General features: G+C 53.4%; 18 protein-coding genes, 1 tRNA gene and 3 rRNA genes. 16 read left to right on the top strand and 6 right to left on the bottom strand.

The features are described 5' to 3' along the window. Positions 1-41: 41 nt before the first annotated feature. From rbsD to rbsR, 6 genes are all read left to right on the top strand, one after another. Complete coding sequence (rbsD, locus tag HB664_RS03230) at positions 42-461, top strand: D-ribose pyranase (RefSeq protein ID WP_032662094.1); 420 nt, start codon at positions 42-44, stop codon at positions 459-461. Positions 462-468: 7 nt separating this feature from the next. After that, positions 469-1,974, top strand: a complete 1,506-nt coding sequence (gene rbsA, locus HB664_RS03225) for a ribose ABC transporter ATP-binding protein RbsA (protein ID WP_219940349.1) — start codon at positions 469-471, stop codon at positions 1,972-1,974. Positions 1,975-1,978: 4 nt separating this feature from the next. Further along, positions 1,979-2,944, top strand: a complete 966-nt coding sequence (gene rbsC, locus HB664_RS03220; protein ID WP_006808742.1) for a ribose ABC transporter permease — start codon at positions 1,979-1,981, stop codon at positions 2,942-2,944. 27 nt (positions 2,945-2,971) lie between these two features. Continuing rightward, complete coding sequence (gene rbsB / locus HB664_RS03215) at positions 2,972-3,862, top strand: ribose ABC transporter substrate-binding protein RbsB (protein ID WP_010426610.1); 891 nt, start codon at positions 2,972-2,974, stop codon at positions 3,860-3,862. A gap of 106 nt (positions 3,863-3,968) precedes the next feature. Continuing rightward, entirely contained in the window at positions 3,969-4,898 is a 930-nt protein-coding gene (rbsK, locus tag HB664_RS03210) for a ribokinase (RefSeq protein ID WP_033146468.1), read from the top strand. A gap of 3 nt (positions 4,899-4,901) precedes the next feature. Further along, positions 4,902-5,894 (top strand): ribose operon transcriptional repressor RbsR, encoded by a 993-nt coding sequence (gene rbsR / locus HB664_RS03205; RefSeq protein ID WP_072210880.1) that lies wholly within the window; start codon positions 4,902-4,904, stop codon positions 5,892-5,894. On the opposite strand, the gene mdtD is transcribed toward rbsR, so the two are convergent. Both mdtD and HB664_RS03195 read right to left on the bottom strand, forming a co-directional pair. After that, positions 5,860-7,293, bottom strand: coding sequence for a multidrug transporter subunit MdtD (gene mdtD, locus HB664_RS03200; protein ID WP_143347730.1), 1,434 nt, complete (start codon positions 7,291-7,293; stop codon positions 5,860-5,862). The two genes, rbsR and mdtD, sit on opposite strands and share 35 nt — an antisense overlap. Next, entirely contained in the window at positions 7,290-7,997 is a 708-nt protein-coding gene (locus tag HB664_RS03195) for a FadR/GntR family transcriptional regulator (RefSeq protein ID WP_219940348.1), read from the bottom strand. The genes mdtD and HB664_RS03195 overlap by 4 nt, the downstream gene beginning before the upstream one ends. A 454-nt stretch (positions 7,998-8,451) precedes the next feature. On the opposite strand from HB664_RS03195, the gene HB664_RS03190 reads away from it, so the two are divergent. The 4 genes from HB664_RS03190 (at position 8,452) to rrf (ending at position 13,431) form a co-directional block, all read left to right on the top strand. Then, positions 8,452-9,990: ribosomal RNA gene (locus HB664_RS03190) — 16S ribosomal RNA — on the top strand. 85 nt (positions 9,991-10,075) lie between these two features. After that, positions 10,076-10,151, top strand: a tRNA-Glu gene (locus tag HB664_RS03185). Between the two features lie 193 nt (positions 10,152-10,344). Beyond that, a 23S ribosomal RNA gene (locus HB664_RS03180) occupies positions 10,345-13,246 on the top strand. Between the two features lie 69 nt (positions 13,247-13,315). Then, positions 13,316-13,431 (top strand): 5S ribosomal RNA (gene rrf, locus HB664_RS03175). Together the 16S, 23S and 5S rRNA genes with 1 tRNA gene alongside form the textbook arrangement of a ribosomal RNA operon. 99 nt (positions 13,432-13,530) lie before the next feature. Here the strand turns inward: rrf and mobB are convergent. Beyond that, positions 13,531-14,034, bottom strand: coding sequence for a molybdopterin-guanine dinucleotide biosynthesis protein MobB (gene mobB / locus HB664_RS03170; RefSeq protein WP_219940347.1), 504 nt, complete (start codon positions 14,032-14,034; stop codon positions 13,531-13,533). After that, the gene (mobA, locus tag HB664_RS03165) at positions 14,031-14,615 is read right to left on the bottom strand and encodes a molybdenum cofactor guanylyltransferase MobA (protein ID WP_219940346.1); all 585 of its coding nucleotides are present in this window, start codon (positions 14,613-14,615) and stop codon (positions 14,031-14,033) included. Before mobA ends, mobB begins: the two co-directional genes overlap by 4 nt. Positions 14,616-14,683: 68 nt before the next feature. On the opposite strand from mobA, the gene HB664_RS03160 reads away from it, so the two are divergent. From HB664_RS03160 to dsbA, 3 genes are all read left to right on the top strand, one after another. Continuing rightward, on the top strand, positions 14,684-14,953 hold the full coding sequence (locus HB664_RS03160; RefSeq protein ID WP_008501866.1) for a YihD family protein: 270 nt from the start codon (positions 14,684-14,686) through the stop codon (positions 14,951-14,953). Positions 14,954-15,028: 75 nt separating this feature from the next. After that, positions 15,029-16,015, top strand: coding sequence for a serine/threonine protein kinase (locus HB664_RS03155; protein WP_047059140.1), 987 nt, complete (start codon positions 15,029-15,031; stop codon positions 16,013-16,015). A gap of 27 nt (positions 16,016-16,042) precedes the next feature. Beyond that, complete coding sequence (gene dsbA / locus HB664_RS03150) at positions 16,043-16,666, top strand: thiol:disulfide interchange protein DsbA (protein WP_033146975.1); 624 nt, start codon at positions 16,043-16,045, stop codon at positions 16,664-16,666. A 23-nt stretch (positions 16,667-16,689) separates the two neighbouring features. Here dsbA and HB664_RS03145 read toward each other — a convergent pair whose 3' ends face one another. Beyond that, a complete protein-coding gene (locus HB664_RS03145) occupies positions 16,690-17,598 on the bottom strand; it encodes an acyltransferase (RefSeq protein ID WP_219940345.1) in 909 nt (302 codons plus the stop codon). 440 nt (positions 17,599-18,038) lie between these two features. On the opposite strand from HB664_RS03145, the gene polA reads away from it, so the two are divergent. After that, a complete protein-coding gene (polA, locus tag HB664_RS03140) occupies positions 18,039-20,831 on the top strand; it encodes a DNA polymerase I (RefSeq protein WP_219940344.1) in 2,793 nt (930 codons plus the stop codon). A gap of 311 nt (positions 20,832-21,142) precedes the next feature. Here the strand turns inward: polA and yihA are convergent, their stop codons facing one another. Beyond that, positions 21,143-21,772 (bottom strand): ribosome biogenesis GTP-binding protein YihA/YsxC, encoded by a 630-nt coding sequence (yihA, locus tag HB664_RS03135; RefSeq protein ID WP_029741470.1) that lies wholly within the window; start codon positions 21,770-21,772, stop codon positions 21,143-21,145. Positions 21,773-22,349: 577 nt separating this feature from the next. Here yihA and yihI point away from each other — a divergent pair. Both yihI and hemN read left to right on the top strand, forming a co-directional pair. Next, positions 22,350-22,865: a Der GTPase-activating protein YihI gene (yihI, locus tag HB664_RS03130; protein ID WP_032644299.1), complete on the top strand. Its 516-nt coding sequence runs from the start codon at positions 22,350-22,352 to the stop codon at positions 22,863-22,865. Between the two features lie 188 nt (positions 22,866-23,053). Continuing rightward, positions 23,054-24,427 (top strand): oxygen-independent coproporphyrinogen III oxidase, encoded by a 1,374-nt coding sequence (gene hemN / locus HB664_RS03125; protein ID WP_219940343.1) that lies wholly within the window; start codon positions 23,054-23,056, stop codon positions 24,425-24,427. The last annotated feature ends 37 nt before the right edge of the window (positions 24,428-24,464 follow it).

Below are 24,464 nucleotides of genomic sequence, written 5' to 3'. Positions count from 1 at the left end.
AAACTGATGTCAGCGAAACGTTTCGCTAGTGGAGCAAGAAAATGAAGAAAGGCACGGTACTCAACTCAGAAATCTCATCGGTTATTTCCCGTCTTGGGCATACCGATACGCTGGTGGTTTGCGATGCAGGCTTACCGGTTCCGCGCAGCACAACCCGTATCGATATGGCGTTAACGCAGGGTGTACCCTCGTTTATGCAGGTACTGGATGTGGTGACCGCGGAGATGCAGGTTGAGGCGGCCATTCTCGCGGCGGAAATCAAACAACATAATCCGCAACTCCACGAAACGTTGCTCAGCCATATTGAGCAACTGCAACAACACCAGGGAAACACCATAGAAATTCGTTACACGACGCACGAACAGTTCAAACAACAAACCGCAGACAGTCAGGCGGTGATTCGCAGCGGGGAGTGTTCCCCGTATGCGAATATCATTCTCTGTGCTGGCGTCACATTCTGAGGCCATCATGGACGCATTACTGCAACTCAAAGGGATCGATAAGTCGTTCCCGGGCGTAAAAGCCCTCTCCGGCGCGGCGCTGAACGTCTACCCCGGGCGCGTGATGGCGCTGGTGGGCGAAAACGGTGCCGGCAAATCCACCATGATGAAAGTGCTGACCGGTATCTATCAACGCGATGCCGGTTCACTCGTCTGGCTGGGGAAAGAGACCACCTTCAACGGTCCGAAATCCTCTCAGGAAGCCGGGATCGGTATTATTCACCAGGAGCTGAACCTGATACCGCAGCTCACCATTGCGGAAAACATCTTCCTCGGCCGCGAGTTTGTTAACCGGTTCGGCAAAATCGACTGGAAAACGATGTACGCCGAAGCGGACAAGCTGCTGGCGAAGCTGAACATGCGCTTTAAGAGCGACCGCCTGGTCGGCGATCTGTCCATTGGCGATCAGCAGATGGTGGAAATCGCGAAGGTGCTGAGCTTTGAGTCGAAGGTCATCATTATGGATGAACCTACCGACGCCCTGACCGATACCGAAACCGAATCCCTGTTCCGCGTGATCCGCGAGCTGAAATCGCAGGGGCGCGGGATTGTCTATATCTCTCACCGCATGAAAGAGATCTTCGAAATCTGCGATGACGTTACCGTCTTCCGCGACGGGCAGTTTATTGCCGAGCGCGAAGTCGCCACGCTGACCGAAGATACGCTCATCGAAATGATGGTGGGACGCAAGCTCGAAGATCAGTATCCGCATCTGGAGAAAGCGCCGGGTGAGATCCGCCTGAAGGTGGACAACCTCTGCGGTCCGGGTGTGAACGACGTGACCTTTACCCTGCGCCAGGGCGAGATCCTGGGCGTGGCGGGACTGATGGGTGCTGGACGTACCGAGCTGATGAAAGTGTTGTACGGCGCACTGCCGCGCACCAGCGGTTATGTCACCCTCGACGGTCATGAAGTGGTCACCCGTTCTCCGCAGGATGGTCTGGCGAACGGCATCGTTTATATATCCGAAGACCGCAAACGCGACGGCCTGGTGCTGGGGATGTCGGTTAAAGAGAACATGTCCCTGACTGCGCTGCGCTATTTCAGCCATAGCGGCGGTAGCCTGAAGCATAAAGATGAGCAGCAGGCGGTCAGCGATTTTATCCGTCTCTTTAACGTCAAAACCCCGTCGATGGAGCAGGCGATTGGCCTGTTGTCCGGCGGTAATCAGCAGAAAGTGGCGATTGCGCGCGGGCTGATGACGCGCCCGAAAGTGCTGATCCTCGACGAGCCAACCCGCGGCGTGGACGTGGGCGCGAAGAAAGAGATCTATCAGCTGATTAACCAGTTCAAGGCCGACGGTCTGAGCATCATTCTGGTCTCTTCCGAGATGCCAGAAGTATTAGGCATGAGCGATCGCATTATCGTCATGCATGAAGGGCATCTCGGCGGTGAATTCACTCGCGAGCAGGCCACCCAGGAAGTTCTGATGGCTGCCGCTGTGGGCAAGCTTAATCGCGTGAATCAGGAGTAAGAAGATGACTACCCAGGCTGTTTCTGGTCGCCGCTATTTCACAAAGGCATGGCTGATGGAACAAAAATCGCTGATTGCCCTGCTGGTGCTGATCGCGATTGTATCGACCATGAGCCCGAACTTTTTCACCGTTAATAACCTGTTCAACATTCTGCAGCAAACATCGGTGAACGCCATTATGGCGGTCGGCATGACGCTGGTGATTTTGACCTCAGGTATCGATCTGTCCGTCGGTTCCCTACTGGCGCTCACCGGCGCGATCGCCGCTTCGATTGTCGGCATTGAAGTCAACGCGCTGGTGGCCGTGGCCGCTGCCCTGGCGGCAGGCGCGGCGATTGGCGCCGTAACAGGCGTGATTGTGGCAAAAGGCCGCGTTCAGGCGTTCATCGCCACGCTGGTGATGATGCTGCTGCTGCGCGGTGTCACCATGGTGTACACCAACGGTAGCCCGGTTAACACCGGCTTTACCGATAACGCGGATCTGTTTGGCTGGTTCGGTATCGGTCGCCCGCTGGGTGTTCCGACTCCGGTCTGGATCATGGCTATCGTCTTCCTGGCGGCGTGGTACATGCTGCACCACACCCGTCTGGGCCGTTATATTTACGCGCTGGGCGGTAACGAAGCGGCAACGCGCCTGTCCGGGATCAGCGTTAATAAAGTCAAAATTATCGTTTACTCCCTGTGCGGTCTGCTGGCATCGCTGGCAGGTATCATCGAAGTGGCGCGCCTCTCTTCTGCGCAGCCGACGGCGGGTACGGGGTATGAGCTGGATGCTATCGCAGCAGTGGTTCTGGGCGGTACGAGTCTTGCGGGCGGTAAAGGTCGCATTGTTGGGACATTGATCGGCGCACTGATTCTCGGTTTCCTGAATAATGGTTTGAATTTGTTAGGTGTTTCCTCCTATTACCAGATGATCGTTAAGGCAGTGGTAATTTTGCTGGCGGTACTGGTAGACAACAAAAAACAGTAACTGACGACACTACAGGACATCTTAGATATGAACATGAAAAAACTGGCTACCCTGGTTTCTGCTGTCGCGCTGAGCGCAACCGTAAGTGCTAACGCCATGGCGAAAGATACCATCGCGCTGGTTGTCTCTACTCTGAACAACCCGTTCTTCGTCTCCCTGAAGGACGGTGCGCAGAAAGAAGCGGACAAACTGGGCTACAACCTGGTGGTGCTGGATTCACAGAACAACCCGGCGAAAGAGCTGGCTAACGTTCAGGACTTAACCGTTCGCGGCACCAAAATTCTGCTGATCAACCCAACCGATTCTGACGCCGTCGGTAACGCCGTTAAAATGGCAAACCAGGCGAAAATTCCGGTGATTACTCTGGACCGCCAGGCAACGAAAGGCGAAGTTGTTAGCCACATTGCGTCTGATAACGTGCTGGGCGGCAAAATCGCGGGTGATTACATCGCGAAGAAAGCCGGCGAAGGCGCGAAAGTTATCGAACTGCAGGGGATTGCCGGTACGTCCGCAGCCCGCGAGCGTGGTGAAGGCTTCCAGCAGGCTGTGGCTGCGCACAAATTCAACGTGCTGGCCAGCCAGCCGGCAGACTTCGATCGTACTAAAGGTCTGAACGTTATGCAGAACCTGCTGACCGCACACCCTGACGTGCAGGCGGTATTCGCGCAGAACGACGAAATGGCGCTGGGCGCGCTGCGTGCCCTGCAGACCGCAGGTAAATCTGATGTGATGGTTGTCGGATTTGACGGCACGCCGGATGGTGAAAAAGCGGTAAACGATGGCAAACTGGCTGCGACCATCGCTCAGCTGCCTGAGCAGATTGGCGCCACTGGCGTTGAAACTGCCGACAAAGTGCTGAAGGGCGAAAAAGTTCAGGCTAAATACCCAGTTGACCTGAAGCTGGTCATCAAGCAGTAAAAGGCGAATCAGGCAGTCGCTGGCTGCCTGAGGGACACCAATAAAGAAAAGTGTGGCATACGCCACCGGGTAACACCGGTGGCGCTCTCAGATGGACAACCCAACCATGAAAACCGCAGGCAACCTCGTCGTCCTTGGCAGTATCAATGCCGATCACATTCTTAACCTTGAATCGTTCCCTGCACCGGGCGAAACCGTCACGGGTAACCAGTATCAGGTGGCATTTGGCGGTAAAGGTGCCAACCAGGCCGTCGCCGCCGGTCGCAGCGGGGCGAATATTGCGTTTATCGCCTGCACGGGTGATGACGATACCGGTGAGCGCGTACGCAAACAGCTGGCGAGCGACAACATTGATGTCGCACCGGTCAGCGTGGTTGCAGGGGAATCGACCGGCGTGGCGCTGATTTTCGTCAACGCTGAAGGTGAGAATGTCATCGGTATTCATGCGGGTGCTAACGCTGCGCTGACGACGGAGCGCGTAGAAGCGCAACGTGCCATCATCGCCGGAGCGGAAGCCCTGCTCATGCAACTGGAGTCACCGGTTGAAAGCGTGCTGGCCGCCGCGAAAATTGCGCATGAAAATCATACCACTGTCGTACTTAACCCGGCCCCGGCCCGTGTATTATCAGACGAGCTGCTGGCGCTGGTGGACATCATTACGCCGAACGAAACCGAAGCCGAAAAACTGACGGGCATTCGCGTAGAAAATGATGACGATGCCGCGCGAGCCGCGCGTGCGCTGCATGATAAGGGCATCGGTACCGTGATTATCACCCTTGGTAGCCGTGGGGTGTGGGCAAGCGTCAATGGCGAAGGCCGTCGCGTGCCGGGCTTTAAGGTCAAAGCGATTGATACCATCGCAGCGGGAGATACCTTCAACGGTGCACTGGTCACCGCGCTGCTGGAAGGCAAGAGAATGGATGACGCTATTCGCTTCGCACACGCTGCTGCCGCGATTGCGGTGACGCGCAAAGGCGCCCAGCCTTCCGTTCCGTGGCGTAAAGAGATCGATGAATTCTTAAGTCAGCAGGGGTAACGCTTGGCCACAATGAAAGATGTCGCCCGCATGGCGGGCGTTTCTACCTCGACGGTCTCCCACGTTATAAACAACGATCGCTTCGTCAGCGAGGCGATTCGGGAGAAAGTCGAAGCTGCGGTAAAAGAACTCAACTATGCGCCGTCTGCGCTGGCGCGCAGTCTTAAGCTCAACCAGACGCGCACCATCGGTATGCTGATCACCGCCAGTACCAACCCCTTTTATTCAGAACTGGTTCGCGGCGTGGAGCGCAGCTGCTTCGAGCGTGGCTACAGCCTGGTGCTGTGCAATACCGAGGGGGACGAGCAGCGCATGAATCGTAACCTGGAAACGCTGATGCAAAAACGCGTCGACGGGCTATTGCTGCTCTGCACCGAAACGCACCAGCCCTCGAAAGAGATCATCCAGCGTTATCCTTCTATCCCAACGGTGATGATGGACTGGGCGCCGTTCGACGGAACCAGCGATCTCATTCAGGATAACTCCCTGCTGGGCGGCGATATGGCGACTCAGTACCTGATTGATAAAGGACACACTCGCATTGCCTGTATTACGGGGCCGCTGGATAAAACTCCGGCGCGTTTGCGTCTGGAAGGGTATCTCTCCGCCATGGAACGAGCGGGCCTTGCCATTCCTGATGGCTACCGGATCACCGGCGACTTTGAGTTTAACGGTGGCTTCGAGGCAATGCAGAAACTGCTGGCGCAAAAGCCGCGTCCGCAGGCGGTCTTTATTGGTAACGACGCGATGGCGTTTGGTGCCTATCAGGCGTTGTATCAGGCGGGGCTACGCGTGCCGGATGATATGGCGGTGATTGGCTATGACGATATCGAACTGGCCAGCTACATGACGCCGCCGCTGACCACGATCCATCAGCCAAAAGATGAACTGGGCGAGCTGGCCATCGATGTGTTGATCCACCGTATGGCGCAGCCCACGCTGCAACAGCAACGGCTGCAGCTTACTCCTGTTCTGATGGAACGCGGTTCGGTTTAGCTTTCTCTTTGTGACGCTCTTTAATCAGGTTTCGGCCGTCTTTTGGTTTTAACAGCATAAAGACCAGCGCCGATACCACGGTAAGTGCGCCCATGGTGATAAAGGTATAGTGGAACTGCTCAACGGTATTCGCGCTGTCAAAACCCTCATAAAACCTCAGCACCGCTGCACTCACGGCAACCCCTAAACTGATCGACAGCTGTTGCGTTACCGCCAGCACGCTGTTGCCGCTGCTGGCGTTCTCGTCAGTCAGGTCGGCGAGGGTGATGGTGTTCATCGACGTGAACTGCGTCGACATCGCCATGCCCAACACAAACAGCGGCAGGATCAGCATCCAGACGGGTAACGCGGCGGATTGCAGCGAGAACTGCGCAATCATCAGACCGATAAAGACCGTCACGCCGACCAGCGTCTTACGATAGCCAAACCAGCGCAGCACCTGTGTCACGGTTGATTTTGCCAGAATCGAGCCCATTGCCGTGGGCGCCATCATGCAGCCAGCAATCAGGGCCGGGTAGCCAAAACCCACCTGCAGCATCAATGGCATCAGGAACGGCACACAGCCCGTCCCCAAACGAGACGCAATGTTCCCTGCAATCCCAACGGAAAACGTTCGGGTATTAAAGAGCCCCAGGGAGATTAACGGCGTCGGGTGACGACGCGCGTGACGTATATAAAGAAGGAATAACAGAATACCGCCGAGGATAACGGAGAGCGCTAACCACGTCGCGACGATCTTCTCGCCAAACAGCTCCATCCCGCTGGAGAATAACACCAGGCTCAGGCCAAACAGGAAAAAGCCGCCCATATCGAAGCTGCGCCTTGGCGTGGTGAAGTTCGGCATATATTTGCGGGCATACAGCAGCCCCGCAACGCCAATTGGAATATTAATCAGGAAGATCCAGTGCCAGCTTGCCCAGGTGACAAACACGCCACCGAGTACCGGGCCAAGAATCGGGCCAACCAGGCCCGGCATGGTGACGAAGTTGAGTACGGGAAGCAGTTCGCTCCTGGGGTAGGCCCGCAGCAAAGCAAGGCGCGCCACCGGCATCATCATCGCGCCGCCAATGCCCTGTAATATGCGGAAGATAACCAGCTCCGTTAAGGATGATGAGAGCGCACAGGCCAGCGAACCGAGCGTAAAGAGCGTTACGGCCAGCATGAAAACTCTGCGGGTGCCAAAGCGGTCGGCCAGCCAGCCGCTGACCGGAATTAACATTGCGACCGTCAGGGTGTAGCTGATGATGGCGGACTGCATCGCCAGCGGGGAGCGGTTAAGGCTTTGCGCTATAGCGGGAAGCGCTGTGTTGAGGATGGTGGCGTCCAGTGCCTGCATAAAAAACGCCATGGCTGCAATCCACGGCAATCCGGCCATGCTGCGCGCTTTTTTCGTTGTCATTTATTTACCTGCTGGTGGGTTGGTGCGACCAGCAATGCCTGGCACGCACTCAGGGCTCGCTGCCCGTCGCTTTCCTGGATGGCATCAACTATCGCCTGGTGCAAATCCAGTTTTACCACTTCGTTTTGTGTAATAGAGGTAAAGTAGGTGTGATACACCGAATGAAATAAAGAGGCAAAAGAGGTGAGGAACGGATTGGCGCTCATCATATAGATGTGTTCATGCCAGGCCATATCGACCTCAACCCAGCGTTCGCGGTTGAAGTGTTTTTTCAGAAACACCATCTCTTCCATTAACGCGTTAAGCTGCGCTTTCTGCTCTGCCGTTCCTAGCGTGGCGGCAAGCAGGCATGCCTGAGGTTCAAGGCTGCTGCGCATCACCAGAAAGTGATCGACGACCTGATGAAAGTTATCTTCCGTCATCCACCAGGAGAGCAGCTCCTGATCGAGAAAATTCCAGTTACTCTGTGGCATCACGCGTGTGCCAATGCGAGGGCGTGGAAGCACCATACCTTTTGCCGTCAGGGTTTTCACCGCTTCGCGCACGGCGGTACGGCTCACCCCAAACTGCTCACCCAGCTCCATCTCACCCGGCAGGATGCTACCTGGGGCATATTTACCCGCTAAAATCCGCTGAGCCAGCTTTTCTGCCAGCACGTACGACAGGTTTTTTTGGGCGGCTAGCTGTTGTGCGCTTAATGGCATCGCTTTTATTCCTTAAAGATTCATGCTGATAATTATGCCACCTCGAATGTGATTGTGGTTGCAGATACATCAAATAGAACAATTTGTAGCTTGATTTCACCTCTATTGGTGAAAAAAAACGCGGATGGAAACTTTTTTTAAATTTCCTCTTGTCACGTCGGAATAACTCCCTATAATGCGCCTCCACTGACACGGAACAACGGCACACACGCCGCCGGGTCAGCAGAGAAAAGCGAAATTAATCACTTGACTCTGAAGCGGGAAAGCGTAATATGCACACCCCGCGCCGCTGCGAAAAGCGAAGCGGCACTGCTCTTTAACAATTTATCAGACAATCTGTGTGGGCACTCAAAGTGACATGGATTCTTAACGTCGCAAGACGAAAAATGAATACCAAGTCTCTGAGTGAACATACGTAATTCATTACGAAGTTTAATTCACGAGCATCAAACTTAAATTGAAGAGTTTGATCATGGCTCAGATTGAACGCTGGCGGCAGGCCTAACACATGCAAGTCGAGCGGCAGCGGAAAGTAGCTTGCTACTTTGCCGGCGAGCGGCGGACGGGTGAGTAATGTCTGGGAAACTGCCTGATGGAGGGGGATAACTACTGGAAACGGTAGCTAATACCGCATAACGTCGCAAGACCAAAGAGGGGGACCTTCGGGCCTCTTGCCATCAGATGTGCCCAGATGGGATTAGCTAGTAGGTGGGGTAACGGCTCACCTAGGCGACGATCCCTAGCTGGTCTGAGAGGATGACCAGCCACACTGGAACTGAGACACGGTCCAGACTCCTACGGGAGGCAGCAGTGGGGAATATTGCACAATGGGCGCAAGCCTGATGCAGCCATGCCGCGTGTATGAAGAAGGCCTTCGGGTTGTAAAGTACTTTCAGCGGGGAGGAAGGCGATAAGGTTAATAACCTTGTCGATTGACGTTACCCGCAGAAGAAGCACCGGCTAACTCCGTGCCAGCAGCCGCGGTAATACGGAGGGTGCAAGCGTTAATCGGAATTACTGGGCGTAAAGCGCACGCAGGCGGTCTGTCAAGTCGGATGTGAAATCCCCGGGCTCAACCTGGGAACTGCATTCGAAACTGGCAGGCTAGAGTCTTGTAGAGGGGGTAGAATTCCAGGTGTAGCGGTGAAATGCGTAGAGATCTGGAGGAATACCGGTGGCGAAGGCGGCCCCTGGACAAAGACTGACGCTCAGGTGCGAAAGCGTGGGGAGCAAACAGGATTAGATACCCTGGTAGTCCACGCCGTAAACGATGTCGACTTGGAGGTTGTTCCCTTGAGGAGTGGCTTCCGGAGCTAACGCGTTAAGTCGACCGCCTGGGGAGTACGGCCGCAAGGTTAAAACTCAAATGAATTGACGGGGCCCGCACAAGCGGTGGAGCATGTGGTTTAATTCGATGCAACGCGAAGAACCTTACCTACTCTTGACATCCAGAGAACTTTCCAGAGATGGATTGGTGCCTTCGGGAACTCTGAGACAGGTGCTGCATGGCTGTCGTCAGCTCGTGTTGTGAAATGTTGGGTTAAGTCCCGCAACGAGCGCAACCCTTATCCTTTGTTGCCAGCGGTTAGGCCGGGAACTCAAAGGAGACTGCCAGTGATAAACTGGAGGAAGGTGGGGATGACGTCAAGTCATCATGGCCCTTACGAGTAGGGCTACACACGTGCTACAATGGCGCATACAAAGAGAAGCGACCTCGCGAGAGCAAGCGGACCTCATAAAGTGCGTCGTAGTCCGGATTGGAGTCTGCAACTCGACTCCATGAAGTCGGAATCGCTAGTAATCGTAGATCAGAATGCTACGGTGAATACGTTCCCGGGCCTTGTACACACCGCCCGTCACACCATGGGAGTGGGTTGCAAAAGAAGTAGGTAGCTTAACCTTCGGGAGGGCGCTTACCACTTTGTGATTCATGACTGGGGTGAAGTCGTAACAAGGTAACCGTAGGGGAACCTGCGGTTGGATCACCTCCTTACCTTAAAGAACCTGCCTTTGTAGTGCTCACACAGATTGTCTGATGAAAAGTAAATAGCAAGGCGTCTTGCGATTGAGACTTACACGTCCCCTTCGTCTAGAGGCCCAGGACACCGCCCTTTCACGGCGGTAACAGGGGTTCGAATCCCCTAGGGGACGCCACTTGCTGGTTCGTGAGTGAAAGTCACCTGCCGTCATATCTCAAAACTCATCTTCGGGTGACGTTTGAGATATTTGCTCTTTAAAAATCTGGATCAAGCTGAAAATTGAAACGACACATCTTTAATGGTGTGTTCGAGTCTCTCAAATTTTCGCAAGTCGGTGATGAATCGAAAGAAACATCTTCGGGTTGTGAGGTTAAGCGACTAAGCGTACACGGTGGATGCCCTGGCAGTCAGAGGCGATGAAGGACGTGCTAATCTGCGAAAAGCGCCGGCGAGGTGATATGAACCTTTGACCCGGCGATGTCCGAATGGGGAAACCCAGTGCAATTCGTTGCACTATCGTTAACTGAATACATAGGTTAACGAGGCGAACCGGGGGAACTGAAACATCTAAGTACCCCGAGGAAAAGAAATCAACCGAGATTCCCCCAGTAGCGGCGAGCGAACGGGGAGCAGCCCAGAGTCTGAATCAGCTTGTGTGTTAGTGGAAGCGTCTGGAAAGTCGCACGGTACAGGGTGACAGTCCCGTACACGAAAGCACACAGGCTGTGAACTCGAAGAGTAGGGCGGGACACGTGGTATCCTGTCTGAATATGGGGGACCATCCTCCAAGGCTAAATACTCCTGACTGACCGATAGTGAACCAGTACCGTGAGGGAAAGGCGAAAAGAACCCCGGCGAGGGGAGTGAAAAAGAACCTGAAACCGTGTACGTACAAGCAGTGGGAGCACCCTTGTGGTGTGACTGCGTACCTTTTGTATAATGGGTCAGCGACTTATATTCTGTAGCAAGGTTAACCGTATAGGGGAGCCGAAGGGAAACCGAGTCTTAACTGGGCGTTAAGTTGCAGGGTATAGACCCGAAACCCGGTGATCTAGCCATGGGCAGGTTGAAGGTTGGGTAACACTAACTGGAGGACCGAACCGACTAATGTTGAAAAATTAGCGGATGACTTGTGGCTGGGGGTGAAAGGCCAATCAAACCGGGAGATAGCTGGTTCTCCCCGAAAGCTATTTAGGTAGCGCCTCGTGAACTCATCTTCGGGGTAGAGCACTGTTTCGGCTAGGGGGCCATCCCGGCTTACCAACCCGATGCAAACTACGAATACCGAAGAATGTTATCACGGGAGACACACGGCGGGTGCTAACGTCCGTCGTGAAGAGGGAAACAACCCAGACCGCCAGCTAAGGTCCCAAAGTCATGGTTAAGTGGGAAACGATGTGGGAAGGCACAGACAGCCAGGATGTTGGCTTAGAAGCAGCCATCATTTAAAGAAAGCGTAATAGCTCACTGGTCGAGTCGGCCTGCGCGGAAGATGTAACGGGGCTAAACCATGCACCGAAGCTGCGGCAGCGACGCTTATGCGTTGTTGGGTAGGGGAGCGTTCTGTAAGCCGTTGAAGGTGTGCTGTGAGGCATGCTGGAGGTATCAGAAGTGCGAATGCTGACATAAGTAACGATAAAGCGGGTGAAAAGCCCGCTCGCCGGAAGACCAAGGGTTCCTGTCCAACGTTAATCGGGGCAGGGTGAGTCGACCCCTAAGGCGAGGCCGAAAGGCGTAGTCGATGGGAAACAGGTTAATATTCCTGTACTTGGTGTTACTGCGAAGGGGGGACGGAGAAGGCTATGTTAGCCGGGCGACGGTTGTCCCGGTTTAAGCATGTAGGCGGAGGTTCCAGGTAAATCCGGTACCTTATTAACGCTGAGGTGTGATGACGAGGCACTACGGTGCTGAAGTAACAAATGCCCTGCTTCCAGGAAAAGCCTCTAAGCATCAGGTAACACGAAATCGTACCCCAAACCGACACAGGTGGTCAGGTAGAGAATACCAAGGCGCTTGAGAGAACTCGGGTGAAGGAACTAGGCAAAATGGTGCCGTAACTTCGGGAGAAGGCACGCTGATATGTAGGTGAAGCCCCTGCGGGTGGAGCTGAAATCAGTCGAAGATACCAGCTGGCTGCAACTGTTTATTAAAAACACAGCACTGTGCAAACACGAAAGTGGACGTATACGGTGTGACGCCTGCCCGGTGCCGGAAGGTTAATTGATGGGGTTAGCGGCAACGCGAAGCTCTTGATCGAAGCCCCGGTAAACGGCGGCCGTAACTATAACGGTCCTAAGGTAGCGAAATTCCTTGTCGGGTAAGTTCCGACCTGCACGAATGGCGTAATGATGGCCAGGCTGTCTCCACCCGAGACTCAGTGAAATTGAACTCGCTGTGAAGATGCAGTGTACCCGCGGCAAGACGGAAAGACCCGTGAACCTTTACTATAGCTTGACACTGAACACTGGTCCTTGATGTGTAGGATAGGTGGGAGGCTTTGAAGCGTGGACGCCAGTCTGCGTGGAGCCGACCTTGAAATACCACCCTTTAATGGCTGGTGTTCTAACGTAGACCCGTAATCCGGGTTGCGGACAGTGTCTGGTGGGTAGTTTGACTGGGGCGGTCTCCTCCCAAAGAGTAACGGAGGAGCACGAAGGTTAGCTAATCCTGGTCGGACATCAGGAGGTTAGTGCAATGGCATAAGCTAGCTTGACTGCGAGAGTGACGGCTCGAGCAGGTGCGAAAGCAGGTCATAGTGATCCGGTGGTTCTGAATGGAAGGGCCATCGCTCAACGGATAAAAGGTACTCCGGGATAACAGGCTGATACCGCCCAAGAGTTCATATCGACGGCGGTGTTTGGCACCTCGATGTCGGCTCATCACATCCTGGGGCTGAAGTAGGTCCCAAGGGTATGGCTGTTCGCCATTTAAAGTGGTACGCGAGCTGGGTTTAGAACGTCGTGAGACAGTTCGGTCCCTATCTGCCGTGGGCGCTGGAGAATTGAGGGGGGCTGCTCCTAGTACGAGAGGACCGGAGTGGACGCATCACTGGTGTTCGGGTTGTCATGCCAATGGCACTGCCCGGTAGCTAAATGCGGAAAAGATAAGTGCTGAAAGCATCTAAGCACGAAACTTGCCCCGAGATGAGTTCTCCCTGACCCTTTAAGGGTCCTGAAGGAACGTTGAAGACTACGACGTTGATAGGTCGGGTGTGTAAGCGCAGCGATGCGTTGAGCTAACCGATACTAATGAACCGTGAGGCTTAACCTTACAACGCCGAAGCTGTTTCGGCGAAGAGAGAGACAGGATTTTCAGCCTGATACAGATTAACAGAATTTGCCTGGCGGCTTTAGCGCGGTGGTCCCACCTGACCCCATGCCGAACTCAGAAGTGAAACGCCGTAGCGCCGATGGTAGTGTGGGGTCTCCCCATGTGAGAGTAGGGAACTGCCAGGCATCAAATAAGTGAAGAGGCCATCCGAAAGGATGGCCTTTTTGCGTTTAAGCACCATAGAAATTTGTAGGCCGGGTAGGGCGAAGCCGCCACCCGGTAAGTCAGTTCGCACTCCACTCCACTATAAACTCCGCAATCCCTTCCACATCATTTAAATCCAGCATCGGAACTCCAAGCGGCAATACAACATCACTGGCCACCGCAATCACATGCTCATCCAGCGTTAATTCGCTGAAATCATGCCCGGCATCGCTTCTGAACAGTAGGATCTTAGGCACGGCCTCATGCTTAAATCCCTCAACCAGCACCAGATCCAGCGTGGCGTGATCCATCCGGTTGACCAGATAAGCGAGATCCTGCGGTGCCTCATCCGGCGTTTCTGTCATCAGCGCCCAGCGTTGAGTACTTGCCACCATCGTTTGCGCTGCACCCGCTTTACGCAATGCATAGCTATCTTTGCCCGGTGTATCGACATCCATATTATGATGGGTGTGCTTAATCAATCCTGGACGGATACCTCTGGCACAAAGCGCAGGAATGAGCTTTTTAAGCAGCGTGGTTTTTCCGGTCCAACTCCAGGCGGAAATGGCGACAACAGGTATCATCTTTTCTCCTGCATCATCTGCAAATCTTCAGGCGTATTCACATTCACAAAAGCTGATTTTAAATCGCTAAAATCAACGGAATGGCCGCCAGACTCGCGCATAAAAGCCATCACCCTGCGCTCTCCCGCAGTCAGATAGGCCTGCAGAGCTGGCGCTAGCGATCGGTGCAGCAATGCGATAGCAGGATGATCACGCTCGCCGTCATGTACCCAAACCACAGGAGCCGTACCCCGAAGCAGCAACAAACGTTCGACAAGACAGGACGGAATAAACGGGGTATCGCAGGGACAGAAGATAAACCACTCTCCGTGAGACTGTTGCATGACCGAAAGCATCCCGGCCAGCGGTCCCGGGTAATCCTCAAGGATATCCTGGTAAACGGCATACCCGCTGAGCTGGTAAGTGTCGATATGCCGGTTAGCACTGATGACCATTGTCGACACCTGGCCTGCGAGCGTATCAGCGACACATTGCCATAAGGGTTTGCCGTTCAGGCGTTGAAGCCCCTTATCTTTTCCCCCCATTCGCGTCGCCCTGCCACCTGCCAGAACGACCCCAATGATTTCCTGGCTAAGATTCACGAATATCGCCTCTTTTATTGTGGGATTGACCCTGCTAACGTGTCACTCTAAATGAAAGGAGCACCACCATGAAATGTAAACGTCTGAATGAAGTTATTGAACTCCTCCAGCCCGCCTGGCAAAAAGAGCCAGAGCTAAATCTGATGCAATTTTTACAGAAACTGGCGAAAGAGTCAGGTTTTGACGGCGATCTGGCAGACCTTTCTGACGACATCCTGATCTATCACCTTAAAATGCGTGACTCTGCTAAAGATGCTGTTATTCCTGGTATTCAGAAAGATTATGAGGAAGATTTTAAGACCGCATTACTGCGCGCCCGAGGCGTAATTAAAGAGTAAAAGCTTGTAAGCGGCGGCACCGAAATCGCCACAAGATGATATCCTGAATCATTCGTATAATTTCCGGATGATCGGATGAACGACCAGGCTTTTACTTTCCAGACATTACACCCGGACACCATTATGGATGCCCTGTTTGAACTGGGTATTCGGGTGGATTCCGGGCTAACACCGTTAAACAGCTACGAAAACCGCGTCTATCAGTTTCAGGACGAGGATCGTCAGCGCTTCGTCGTAAAATTCTATCGTCCTGAACGCTGGTCCGCAGAACAAATTCAGGAAGAGCATCAGTTTGCTCACGATCTGCTGGATGACGATGTTCCCGTTGCCGCGCCGCTAAAATTCAATAACCAAACGCTCCTCACGCACGAAGGGTTTTACTACGCTGTATTCCCGAGCCTGGGTGGCCGCCAGTTTGAAGCGGATAATATCGATCAGATGGAGTGGGTTGCCCGCTATCTTGGGCGCATACACCAGACGGGACGCAAAAAAGCCTTTATTGCCCGCCCGACTATCGGAATTCAGGAATACCTTCTTGAGCCACGCGGAATATTCGAAACGTCTGCCATGATCCCCACTGCGTTAAAGGATGATTTCCTCAACGCCACTGATAAGCTCATTGCTGCTGTTAAAACCTGCTGGCGCGACGATATTTCTGTCCTGCGCCTGCATGGCGATTGTCATGCCGGAAATATCCTCTGGCGTGATGGCCCGCTTTTTGTCGATCTCGATGATGCGCGTATGGGGCCAGCGGTTCAGGACCTGTGGATGTTGCTCAATGGCGACAAAGCCGAGCAACGCATGCAGCTTGAAACCATTATTGAAGCTTATGAAGAATTTAGCCCGTTTAATTCAGACGAAATTGCCCTGATTGAGCCTTTACGTGCGATGCGTTTTGTTTATTATCTCGCATGGTTAATCAGGCGTTGGGACGATCCCGCATTTCCCCGGAATTTCCCGTGGCTTACCGGAGAGGATTACTGGCGTAGCCAGATATCTACATTTACTGAGCAGGTCAAGGTTCTTCAGGAACCCCCTCTGCAATTAACGCCGATGTATTAATTGGACACACCCAGGAGAGAGTTAATCATGAAAAAAATTTGGCTGGCGCTGGCAGGTATGATTCTGGCATTTAGCGCTTCTGCTGCGCAGTTTACCGACGGCAAACAGTTCATCACGCTGGACAAACCGGTCGCTGGCGAGCCACAGGTTCTGGAGTTCTTCTCGTTCTATTGCCCACACTGCTATCAGTTCGAGCAGGTTCTGCATGTTTCTGACAACGTGAAGAAAAAGCTGCCAGAAGGCACCAAAATGACCAAGTACCACGTCGAGTTCCTGGGCCCATTGGGTAAAGACCTGACCCAGGCGTGGGCGGTTGCGATGGCACTGGGCGTGGAAGATAAGATTACTGCGCCAATGTTTGAAGCCGTACAGAAAACCCAGACCGTTCAGACCACTGCGGATATCCGTAAAGTGTTCGTTGATGCCGGCGTGAAAGGGGAAGAGTATGACGCAGCATGGAACAGCTTTGTGGTGAAATCTCTGGTTGCTCAGCAGGAAAAAGCGGCTGCTGACCTCCAGCTTCAGGGCGTTCCGGCGATGTTTGTTAACGGCAAATACCAGCTGAACATGCAGGGCATGGACACCAGCAGCATGGATATCTTCGTACAGCAGTATGCAGATACCGTGAAATACCTGGTTGAGAAGAAGTAATTTCGCGGATGTAAAAACGCCGGTCACTGACCGGCGTTTTTGTATGAAGATTTGATATTGTCTATCTGTTCGTCTTTCTCTTTCCAGAGCGTATTAAGCCACTGCTGGAAACGACGCTTGAAATTCTTATCGTTAACGTAATCACCGTGCAGCCCGGCATCTATCGGAACCAGATCGACACGCACAACAATGCGCGTCAGTTTGCCGCTGAGCATATCGTAGAACGGCGTCTTATCGTTTTCCGGATAGCAGAGCGTGACGTTCAGGAGTTTATCGAACTGTGATCCCAGCACGTTAAGCGCCATCGCAATACCCGCAGCCTTTGGCGGCAGCAAGTGCTGGTAAGGGGAGCGAGTTTGTTGATGCTTCTCTTCCGTAAACCGGGAGCCTTCAACAAAGTTCACGATGGTCGTAGGATGCGCGCGAAACTTTTCGCAGGAACGGCGCGTGGTATCCACATCTTTGCCGCGACGCTCGGGATGACGAATCAAATAGCTGCGCGAATAGCGTTTCATAAACGGCATATCAAGTGCCCAGCAGGCCAGCCCGATAAAAGGCACCCAGGCGAGCTGCTGTTTCAGAAAATATTTGTTCATCGGGATGTGTTTGCGAAAAAGTACGCATAACACCACGATGTCCGCCCAGCTGTGGTGATTGCAGATCAGCAGATACCAGTTCTTCTTGTTAAGACTATCCAGCCCTTTGATATCCCACTTCAGATACGGGTTCAGGCACAGCAGGATCGCCAGTCCTTCGCACCAGCAGTACATCATGAAATTACAAAATGCGGACACGGCTCGCCACACCATGGGAACAGGCAGCAGCAGTTTAACGATCCCGGCGATGATGATCGGCACAGAGCAGGCGACAGTCACCAGGATAGTTAAAATGATGCTTAACAGTAATGTTATTGCTGCGAGCAATCTCGGCATGATGAGCTTTTTCAGGTAGTTAGCTGTAAGTGAGCGGTCGGCTATGCAACGCCGGGCGCTGATTTTACCAGAAAACAGACAAATTAATGGCGCTTTGACGTGATGATTTGGCCGCTTTTACCCTGTCGCAGACGATTTCTCTGTGATTGCGCGCTTAACAAGGCTTATATCCACATAGACTAAATTGCCATCAGTTGACCATATAGATAAGATCTAATGCTATAACAGCATGATAATTAAGATCTAAAAATTAACGCATATGTATTTTTTACGTCTGTTATTCATATGAAGTGAAAATATACACAAACTTATCCACAGTTTGATTTTTGCGAGCGATCCTCACGATCGCAAAATCTTTTCCTGTATCTGGCGCTAATACCTGATGTTTTCATCCTTCTGTGGCATCCTTTACCCATAAATTGATTAAAGGCACGGACATTATGGTTCAGATCCCAGAAAACCCTCTTATTCTCGTCGATGGCTCTTCTTACCTGTATCGGGCATATCATGCGTTTCCTCCTCTGACCAATAACGCAGGGGAACCCACCGGCGCAATGTACGGCGTGCTGAACATGCTGCGCAGCCTGATCCTTCAGTATCAGCCAACCCATGCGGCTGTGGTCTTTGATGCGAAAGGTAAAACTTTCCGCGACGAACTGTTTGAGCATTACAAATCTCACCGTCCGCCAATGCCTGACGATCTGCGCGCGCAGATTGAGCCGCTGCACACCATGGTAAAAGCGATGGGGCTGCCGCTGCTGGCCGTCTCTGGCGTTGAAGCCGATGACGTCATCGGCACGCTGGCGCGTGAAGCAGAAAAGATGGGGCGTCCTGTGCTGATCAGCACCGGTGATAAAGATATGGCGCAGCTGGTGACGCCAGGCATCACCCTGATTAACACCATGACCAACACCATTCTGGGGCCAGAAGAAGTGGTCACAAAGTACGGCGTGCCGCCTGAGCTGATTATCGACTTCCTCGCGTTGATGGGCGACTCCTCGGATAACATCCCGGGTGTCCCTGGCGTCGGTGAAAAAACCGCGCAGGCGCTGCTCCAGGGGCTGGGTGGTCTGGATACGCTCTACGCGGAGCCAGACAAAATCGCCGGGCTCTCCTTCCGTGGCGCAAAAACCATGGCCGGAAAACTGGAAGAGAACAAAGAGGTGGCTTATCTCTCCTATAAGCTGGCCACAATCAAAACCGATGTCGAACTGGAGCTGGGCTGTGAGCAGCTTGAAGTGCAACAGCCTTCCGCTGACGATCTGCTGAGCCTGTTTAAGAAATACGAATTCAAGCGCTGGACGGCTGACGTGGAAGCCGGTAAATGGCTGCAGGCGAAAGGGGCCAAACCTGCTGCAAAGCCGAAGGAGACGATCGTCGTTGACGCAGAAGAGCAGGCGGAAGAAGAAGCCGTGGCGCTTTCCTTCGACAACTACGAAACCATTCTTGAAGAGTCACAGCTAATCGCCTGGATCGAGAAACTGAAAAAGGCGCCCGTCTTTGCCTTTGATACCGAAACCGACAGCCTCGATAACATCTCTGCCAATATGATTGGTCTGTCATTTGCGACAGAGCCTGGTATTGCCGCCTACGTCCCTGTGGCGCACGATTACCTGGATGCGCCGGAGCAGATCTCCCGTGAACGCGTGCTTGAGCTGCTGAAGCCGATCCTGGAAGACGAAAAGGCGCTCAAGGTTGGACAAAACCTCAAGTACGACCGCGGCATTCTGCAAAACTACGGCATTGAACTGCGCGGGATTGCCTTCGACACCATGCTTGAATCCTACATTCTGGACAGCGTCGCGGGCCGCCATGATATGGATTCCTTGTCTGACCGCTGGCTCAAGCACAAAACGATCACCTTTGAAGAGATTGCCGGTAAAGGGAAAAATCAGCTCACCTTTAACCAGATTGCTCTGGAAGAAGCGGGGCGCTACGCGGCGGAAGACGCAGATGTCACGCTACAGCTGCACCTGAAGATGTGGCCAAAACTGCAGAAGCATGAAGGTCCGCTGAACGTGTTCCAGCATATCGAGATGCCGCTGGTACCCGTTCTGTCCCGCATTGAACGCAACGGCGTGAAGATTGACCCAACGGTGCTGCATAACCACTCCGGGGAGCTGGCGCAGCGTCTGACCGAGCTCGAGCAAAAAGCGCATGAGCTTGCAGGCGAGCCGTTTAACCTCTCTTCGCCGAAGCAGCTGCAAACCATTCTGTTTGAAAAGCAGGGCATCAAGCCGCTGAAGAAAACTCCTGGCGGCGCGCCGTCAACCTCTGAAGAGGTGCTGGAAGAGCTGGCGCTGGATTACCCGCTGCCAAAAGTGATTCTTCAGTACCGTGGCCTCGCGAAGCTGAAGTCTACCTACACCGACAAGCTCCCGCTGATGATCAACCCGAAAACGGGTCGTGTGCACACGTCGTACCATCAGGCTGTCGCGGCGACCGGTCGTCTCTCATCAACCGATCCCAACCTGCAGAACATCCCGGTACGTAACGAAGAAGGCCGCCGTATTCGACAGGCTTTCATCGCACCAGAGGATTATCTGATTGTCTCTGCTGACTACTCGCAAATTGAGCTGCGCATTATGGCGCATCTGTCCCGCGACAAAGGCCTGCTGACCGCGTTTGCTGAAGGGAAGGATATCCACCGGGCAACTGCGGCGGAAGTCTTCGGCTTGCCGCTGGACAGCGTGACCAACGAGCAGCGCCGCAGTGCTAAGGCGATCAACTTCGGTCTGATTTACGGCATGAGTGCATTTGGTCTTTCGCGCCAGCTCAATATTCCGCGCAAAGAGTCGCAGAAGTATATGGATCTCTACTTCGAGCGCTATCCGGGCGTGCTGGAATATATGGAACGCACCCGCGCGCAGGCGAAGGAAAAAGGTTACGTCGAAACCCTGGATGGCCGCCGTCTCTACTTACCGGACATCAAATCCAGCAACGCGGCGCGTCGCGCTGGCGCTGAGCGTGCGGCGATCAACGCCCCGATGCAGGGTACCGCGGCGGACATTATTAAGCGTGCAATGATCGCCGTTGATGCCTGGCTTGAAAAAGAGAAGCCTCGCGTGAAAATGATCATGCAGGTACACGATGAACTGGTATTTGAAGTGCACAAAGACGACCTCGACGCCGTGTCGAAGAAGATCCACGAACTAATGGAAAGCAGCATGACGCTTGACGTACCGTTGCTGGTGGAAGTGGGAAGTGGCGAAAACTGGGATCAGGCTCACTAACGGTTCTTCGCATAACGCGCTTTTTATGTAAGTTTGCAACATAACAACGCGCGTTTTGTGACAATCATTAGAATTCCCTATGTAAAGAATGAAAAAAAACTACAAAAAGTGCTTTTTCTGCAGCACAAAAAGGGGTAGAGTTGTCGGCGTAGGGTACAGAGGTAAGATGTTCTATCTTTCAGACCTTTTACTTCACGTAATCGGATTTGGCTGAATATTTTAGCCGCCCCAGTCAGTAATGACTGGGGCGTTTTTTATTGCGGCAAAGAAAAATTCAGGCAAAAAAAACGCGGCTATCGCCGCGCTCGGTATTACTCTTCTTCCGCTTCCGTCGCGGGTTCCAGCTCGCTAAACCAGGTATCGAGCTTCTGACGCAGCTTGTCCACGCCCAGCTTTTTCAGCGAGGAGAACGGCTCAACCTGCACATCACCGTTGAACGCCAGCACCGCTTCGCGAACCATATTCACCTGCGCTTTACGCGCGCCGCTCGCCAGCTTATCGGCTTTCGTCAGCAGCACCAGCACGGCGATATCGCTTGCTACAGCCCAGTCGATCATCTGCTGATCCAGATCTTTCAGGGGATGGCGAATATCCATCAGCACCACCAGACCTTTCAGGCACAGGCGTTTTTCCAGGTATTCACCCAGCGCACGCTGCCACTTGATTTTCATCTCTTCCGGTACCTGCGCGTAACCGTAGCCCGGTAAGTCGACCAGGCGTTTGCCCTCTGCGACTTCAAACAGGTTGATCAGCTGGGTACGGCCAGGTGTTTTTGAGGTACGCGCCAGGCTCTTCTGATTGGTCAGCGTATTCAGGGCGCTGGATTTCCCCGCATTGGAGCGGCCAGCAAATGCCACTTCAATACCGGTATCAGAAGGAAGGTGGCGAATATCGGGCGCACTGGTGACAAAATGCGTCTGTTGGTAGTTCCAGGTAGTCACGTGGTCGTCTCCAAAATCGTAATCTGAAGGGGATTATACCCGAATGCAGCCAAAAGGCTTTTCTGATTGCTATGAGCTGTAGGCGAATGCCCCAATCGGTGTGAGAGATCGGCCAGTGATGCTATGGGAGATTTCAGAGAATTCGCAGGCGTCAAAAAAGCCAAACTGTTTTAAATCATAAGCTTATTTCCGGGTAATTGTCTGAAAAATCCTTTTTGTACCGTTTCGTTGCTTGTTAGTTTAACGGAACAAGGTAAAGTGTGCGTCAGGGCGAGGAAGCCAACAGGAAATCGACTTAAGGATTAGGGTCAGGAGCGCCAGGAGGCGAAGACGCAGGATTGTCAGGATGACCAGCGCCTGGAGGCGTTTTAAAAGGAAATGGAACCGTATCACGGACGGTATTAGCCAAGGGATAAACAGGGTTTGTTGTTGGCAAACACGGAATGTCTGACCCGCTAAGGGTTGTGAGTCAGGAAAAAAGGCGACAGATTGCTCTGTCGCCTTTTTTCTTTGCTTGCTTTCTGCTAGATTTCGCCGCAATTCTATACTGAAGAAAACGACTTAAAGATAAAACATCATGAAAAAACCAACCTCCGCTGCGGGCGCGAAACGCCCTGCAAAAGCACGCCGCAAAACGCGCGAAGAACTGAACCAGGAAGCGCGCGATCGCAAACGCGACAAAAAACATCGCGGTCACGCTGCGGGTAGCCGTGCCAACGGTGGTGGTGCAGCGGGTGCATCTGCAAAAGGCAAACAGCAGAAAGACCCTCGTATCGGCAGTAAAACTCCCATTCCACTGGGCGTGACAGACACCCCGGTCACTAAGCAGCACAAACCAAAGAGCGAGAAACCTATGCTTTCACCGCAGGCTGAGCTGGATTTGCTGGAGAACGATGAGCGCCTGGACGCGCTGTTGGAACGTCTTGAAGAGGGTGAAACCCTGACCGCTGAAGAGCAGTCATGGGTGGATGCCAAACTGGATCGTATCGATGAACTGATGCAGAAGCTGGGCCTGTCATACGACGATGACGAAGATGAAGAAGAAGACGAAAAGCAGGAAGATATGATGCGTCTTCTGAAGGGTGGAAACTAACATTTGCACCCGGCAGGCACGATAGTCCTGCTTATAACCCTTCCGGTTATATGTTATCTGGTGTGGTTATTCGTTAAACTACGGCGGTTGTCGCGGCGACAGAAGTGGCTGCGCACCCGAATGATGGCCCGCGATGGGGCCAGAACGGGCCGCCGTATACGAACGCGACACCAACGGAAGGAGTGAGCATGTCAGCACCAACTATCGACTGGGATTTGTCCCTAATCCAGAAATATAACTATTCCGGGCCGCGTTATACGTCATACCCCACCGCGCTGGAGTTCTCCGATGCTTTCGGCGAGGCTGATTTCCAGCAGGCTGTCGCGCGCTATCCTGAGCGTCCGCTGTCGCTCTACGTCCATATTCCGTTCTGCCACAAGCTCTGCTACTTCTGCGGCTGCAATAAAATCGTTACCCGTCAGCAGCACAAAGCCGACCAATATCTTGATGCGCTCGAACAAGAAATTGTGCATCGCGCGCCGCTGTTTGCTGGCCGTCACGTCAGCCAGCTGCACTGGGGCGGCGGGACGCCAACCTATCTGAATAAAGCGCAAATAAGCCGCCTGATGACCCTGCTGCGCGGCAATTTCAGTTTTAACGCCGACGCTGAAATCTCGATCGAAGTCGATCCGCGTGAAATTGAGCTGGATGTACTGGATCACTTACGCGCCGAAGGCTTCAATCGTCTGAGCATGGGCGTGCAGGATTTCAATAAAGAGGTTCAGCGTCTGGTGAACCGCGAGCAGGACGAAGAATTTATCTTTGCCTTACTCAATCACGCGCGCGAGATTGGTTTCACCTCGACCAATATTGACCTGATTTACGGCCTGCCAAAGCAAACGCCGGAAAGCTTCGCCTTCACCCTGAAGCGCGTGGCCGAACTCAACCCGGACCGCCTGAGCGTCTTTAACTATGCGCATCTGCCGACGCTCTTTGCCGCTCAGCGCAAAATCAAAGATGCCGATCTTCCTTCTGCCCAGCAGAAGCTGGATATCCTGCAGGAAACCATTACCTCGCTGACCGAAACCGGCTATCAGTTTATCGGGATGGATCACTTTGCCCGTCCGGATGACGAGCTGGCGATTGCGCAGCGTGAAGGCGTTCTGCACCGCAACTTCCAGGGCTACACAACCCAGGGCGATACCGATTTGCTGGGGATGGGCGTCTCCGCTATCAGCATGATTGGCGACTGTTACGCGCAGAACCAGAAAGAGCTGAAGCTTTACTACCAGCAGGTTGATGAAACGGGCAACGCGCTGTGGCGCGGCATCGCGTTAACGCGCGACGACTGCATCCGGCGCGATGTGATTAAGGCGCTAATCTGCAACTTCCGTCTCGATTTCAGCGACGTTGAGTCGCAGTGGGATCTGCACTTCAGCGATTATTTTGCGGAAGACCTGAAGCTGATTGCACCGCTGGCGAAAGACGGGCTGGTGGATGTGTCGGAGAGCGCGATTGAGGTCACGCCGAAAGGGCGTCTGTTGATCCGTAATATCTGCATGTGCTTTGACGCGTATCTACGTCAGAAAGCGCGACTGCAGCAGTTCTCGCGGGTGATTTAAGGCGCATTGCAAAATGCACAAAACGTAGGCCGGGTAA

The sequence above is a fragment of the Enterobacter sp. DNB-S2 genome (genome assembly GCF_019443845.1).
Lineage (GTDB): Bacteria > Pseudomonadota > Gammaproteobacteria > Enterobacterales > Enterobacteriaceae > Enterobacter > Enterobacter asburiae_B.
This window is presented reverse-complemented; position numbering and strand designations above follow the sequence as displayed.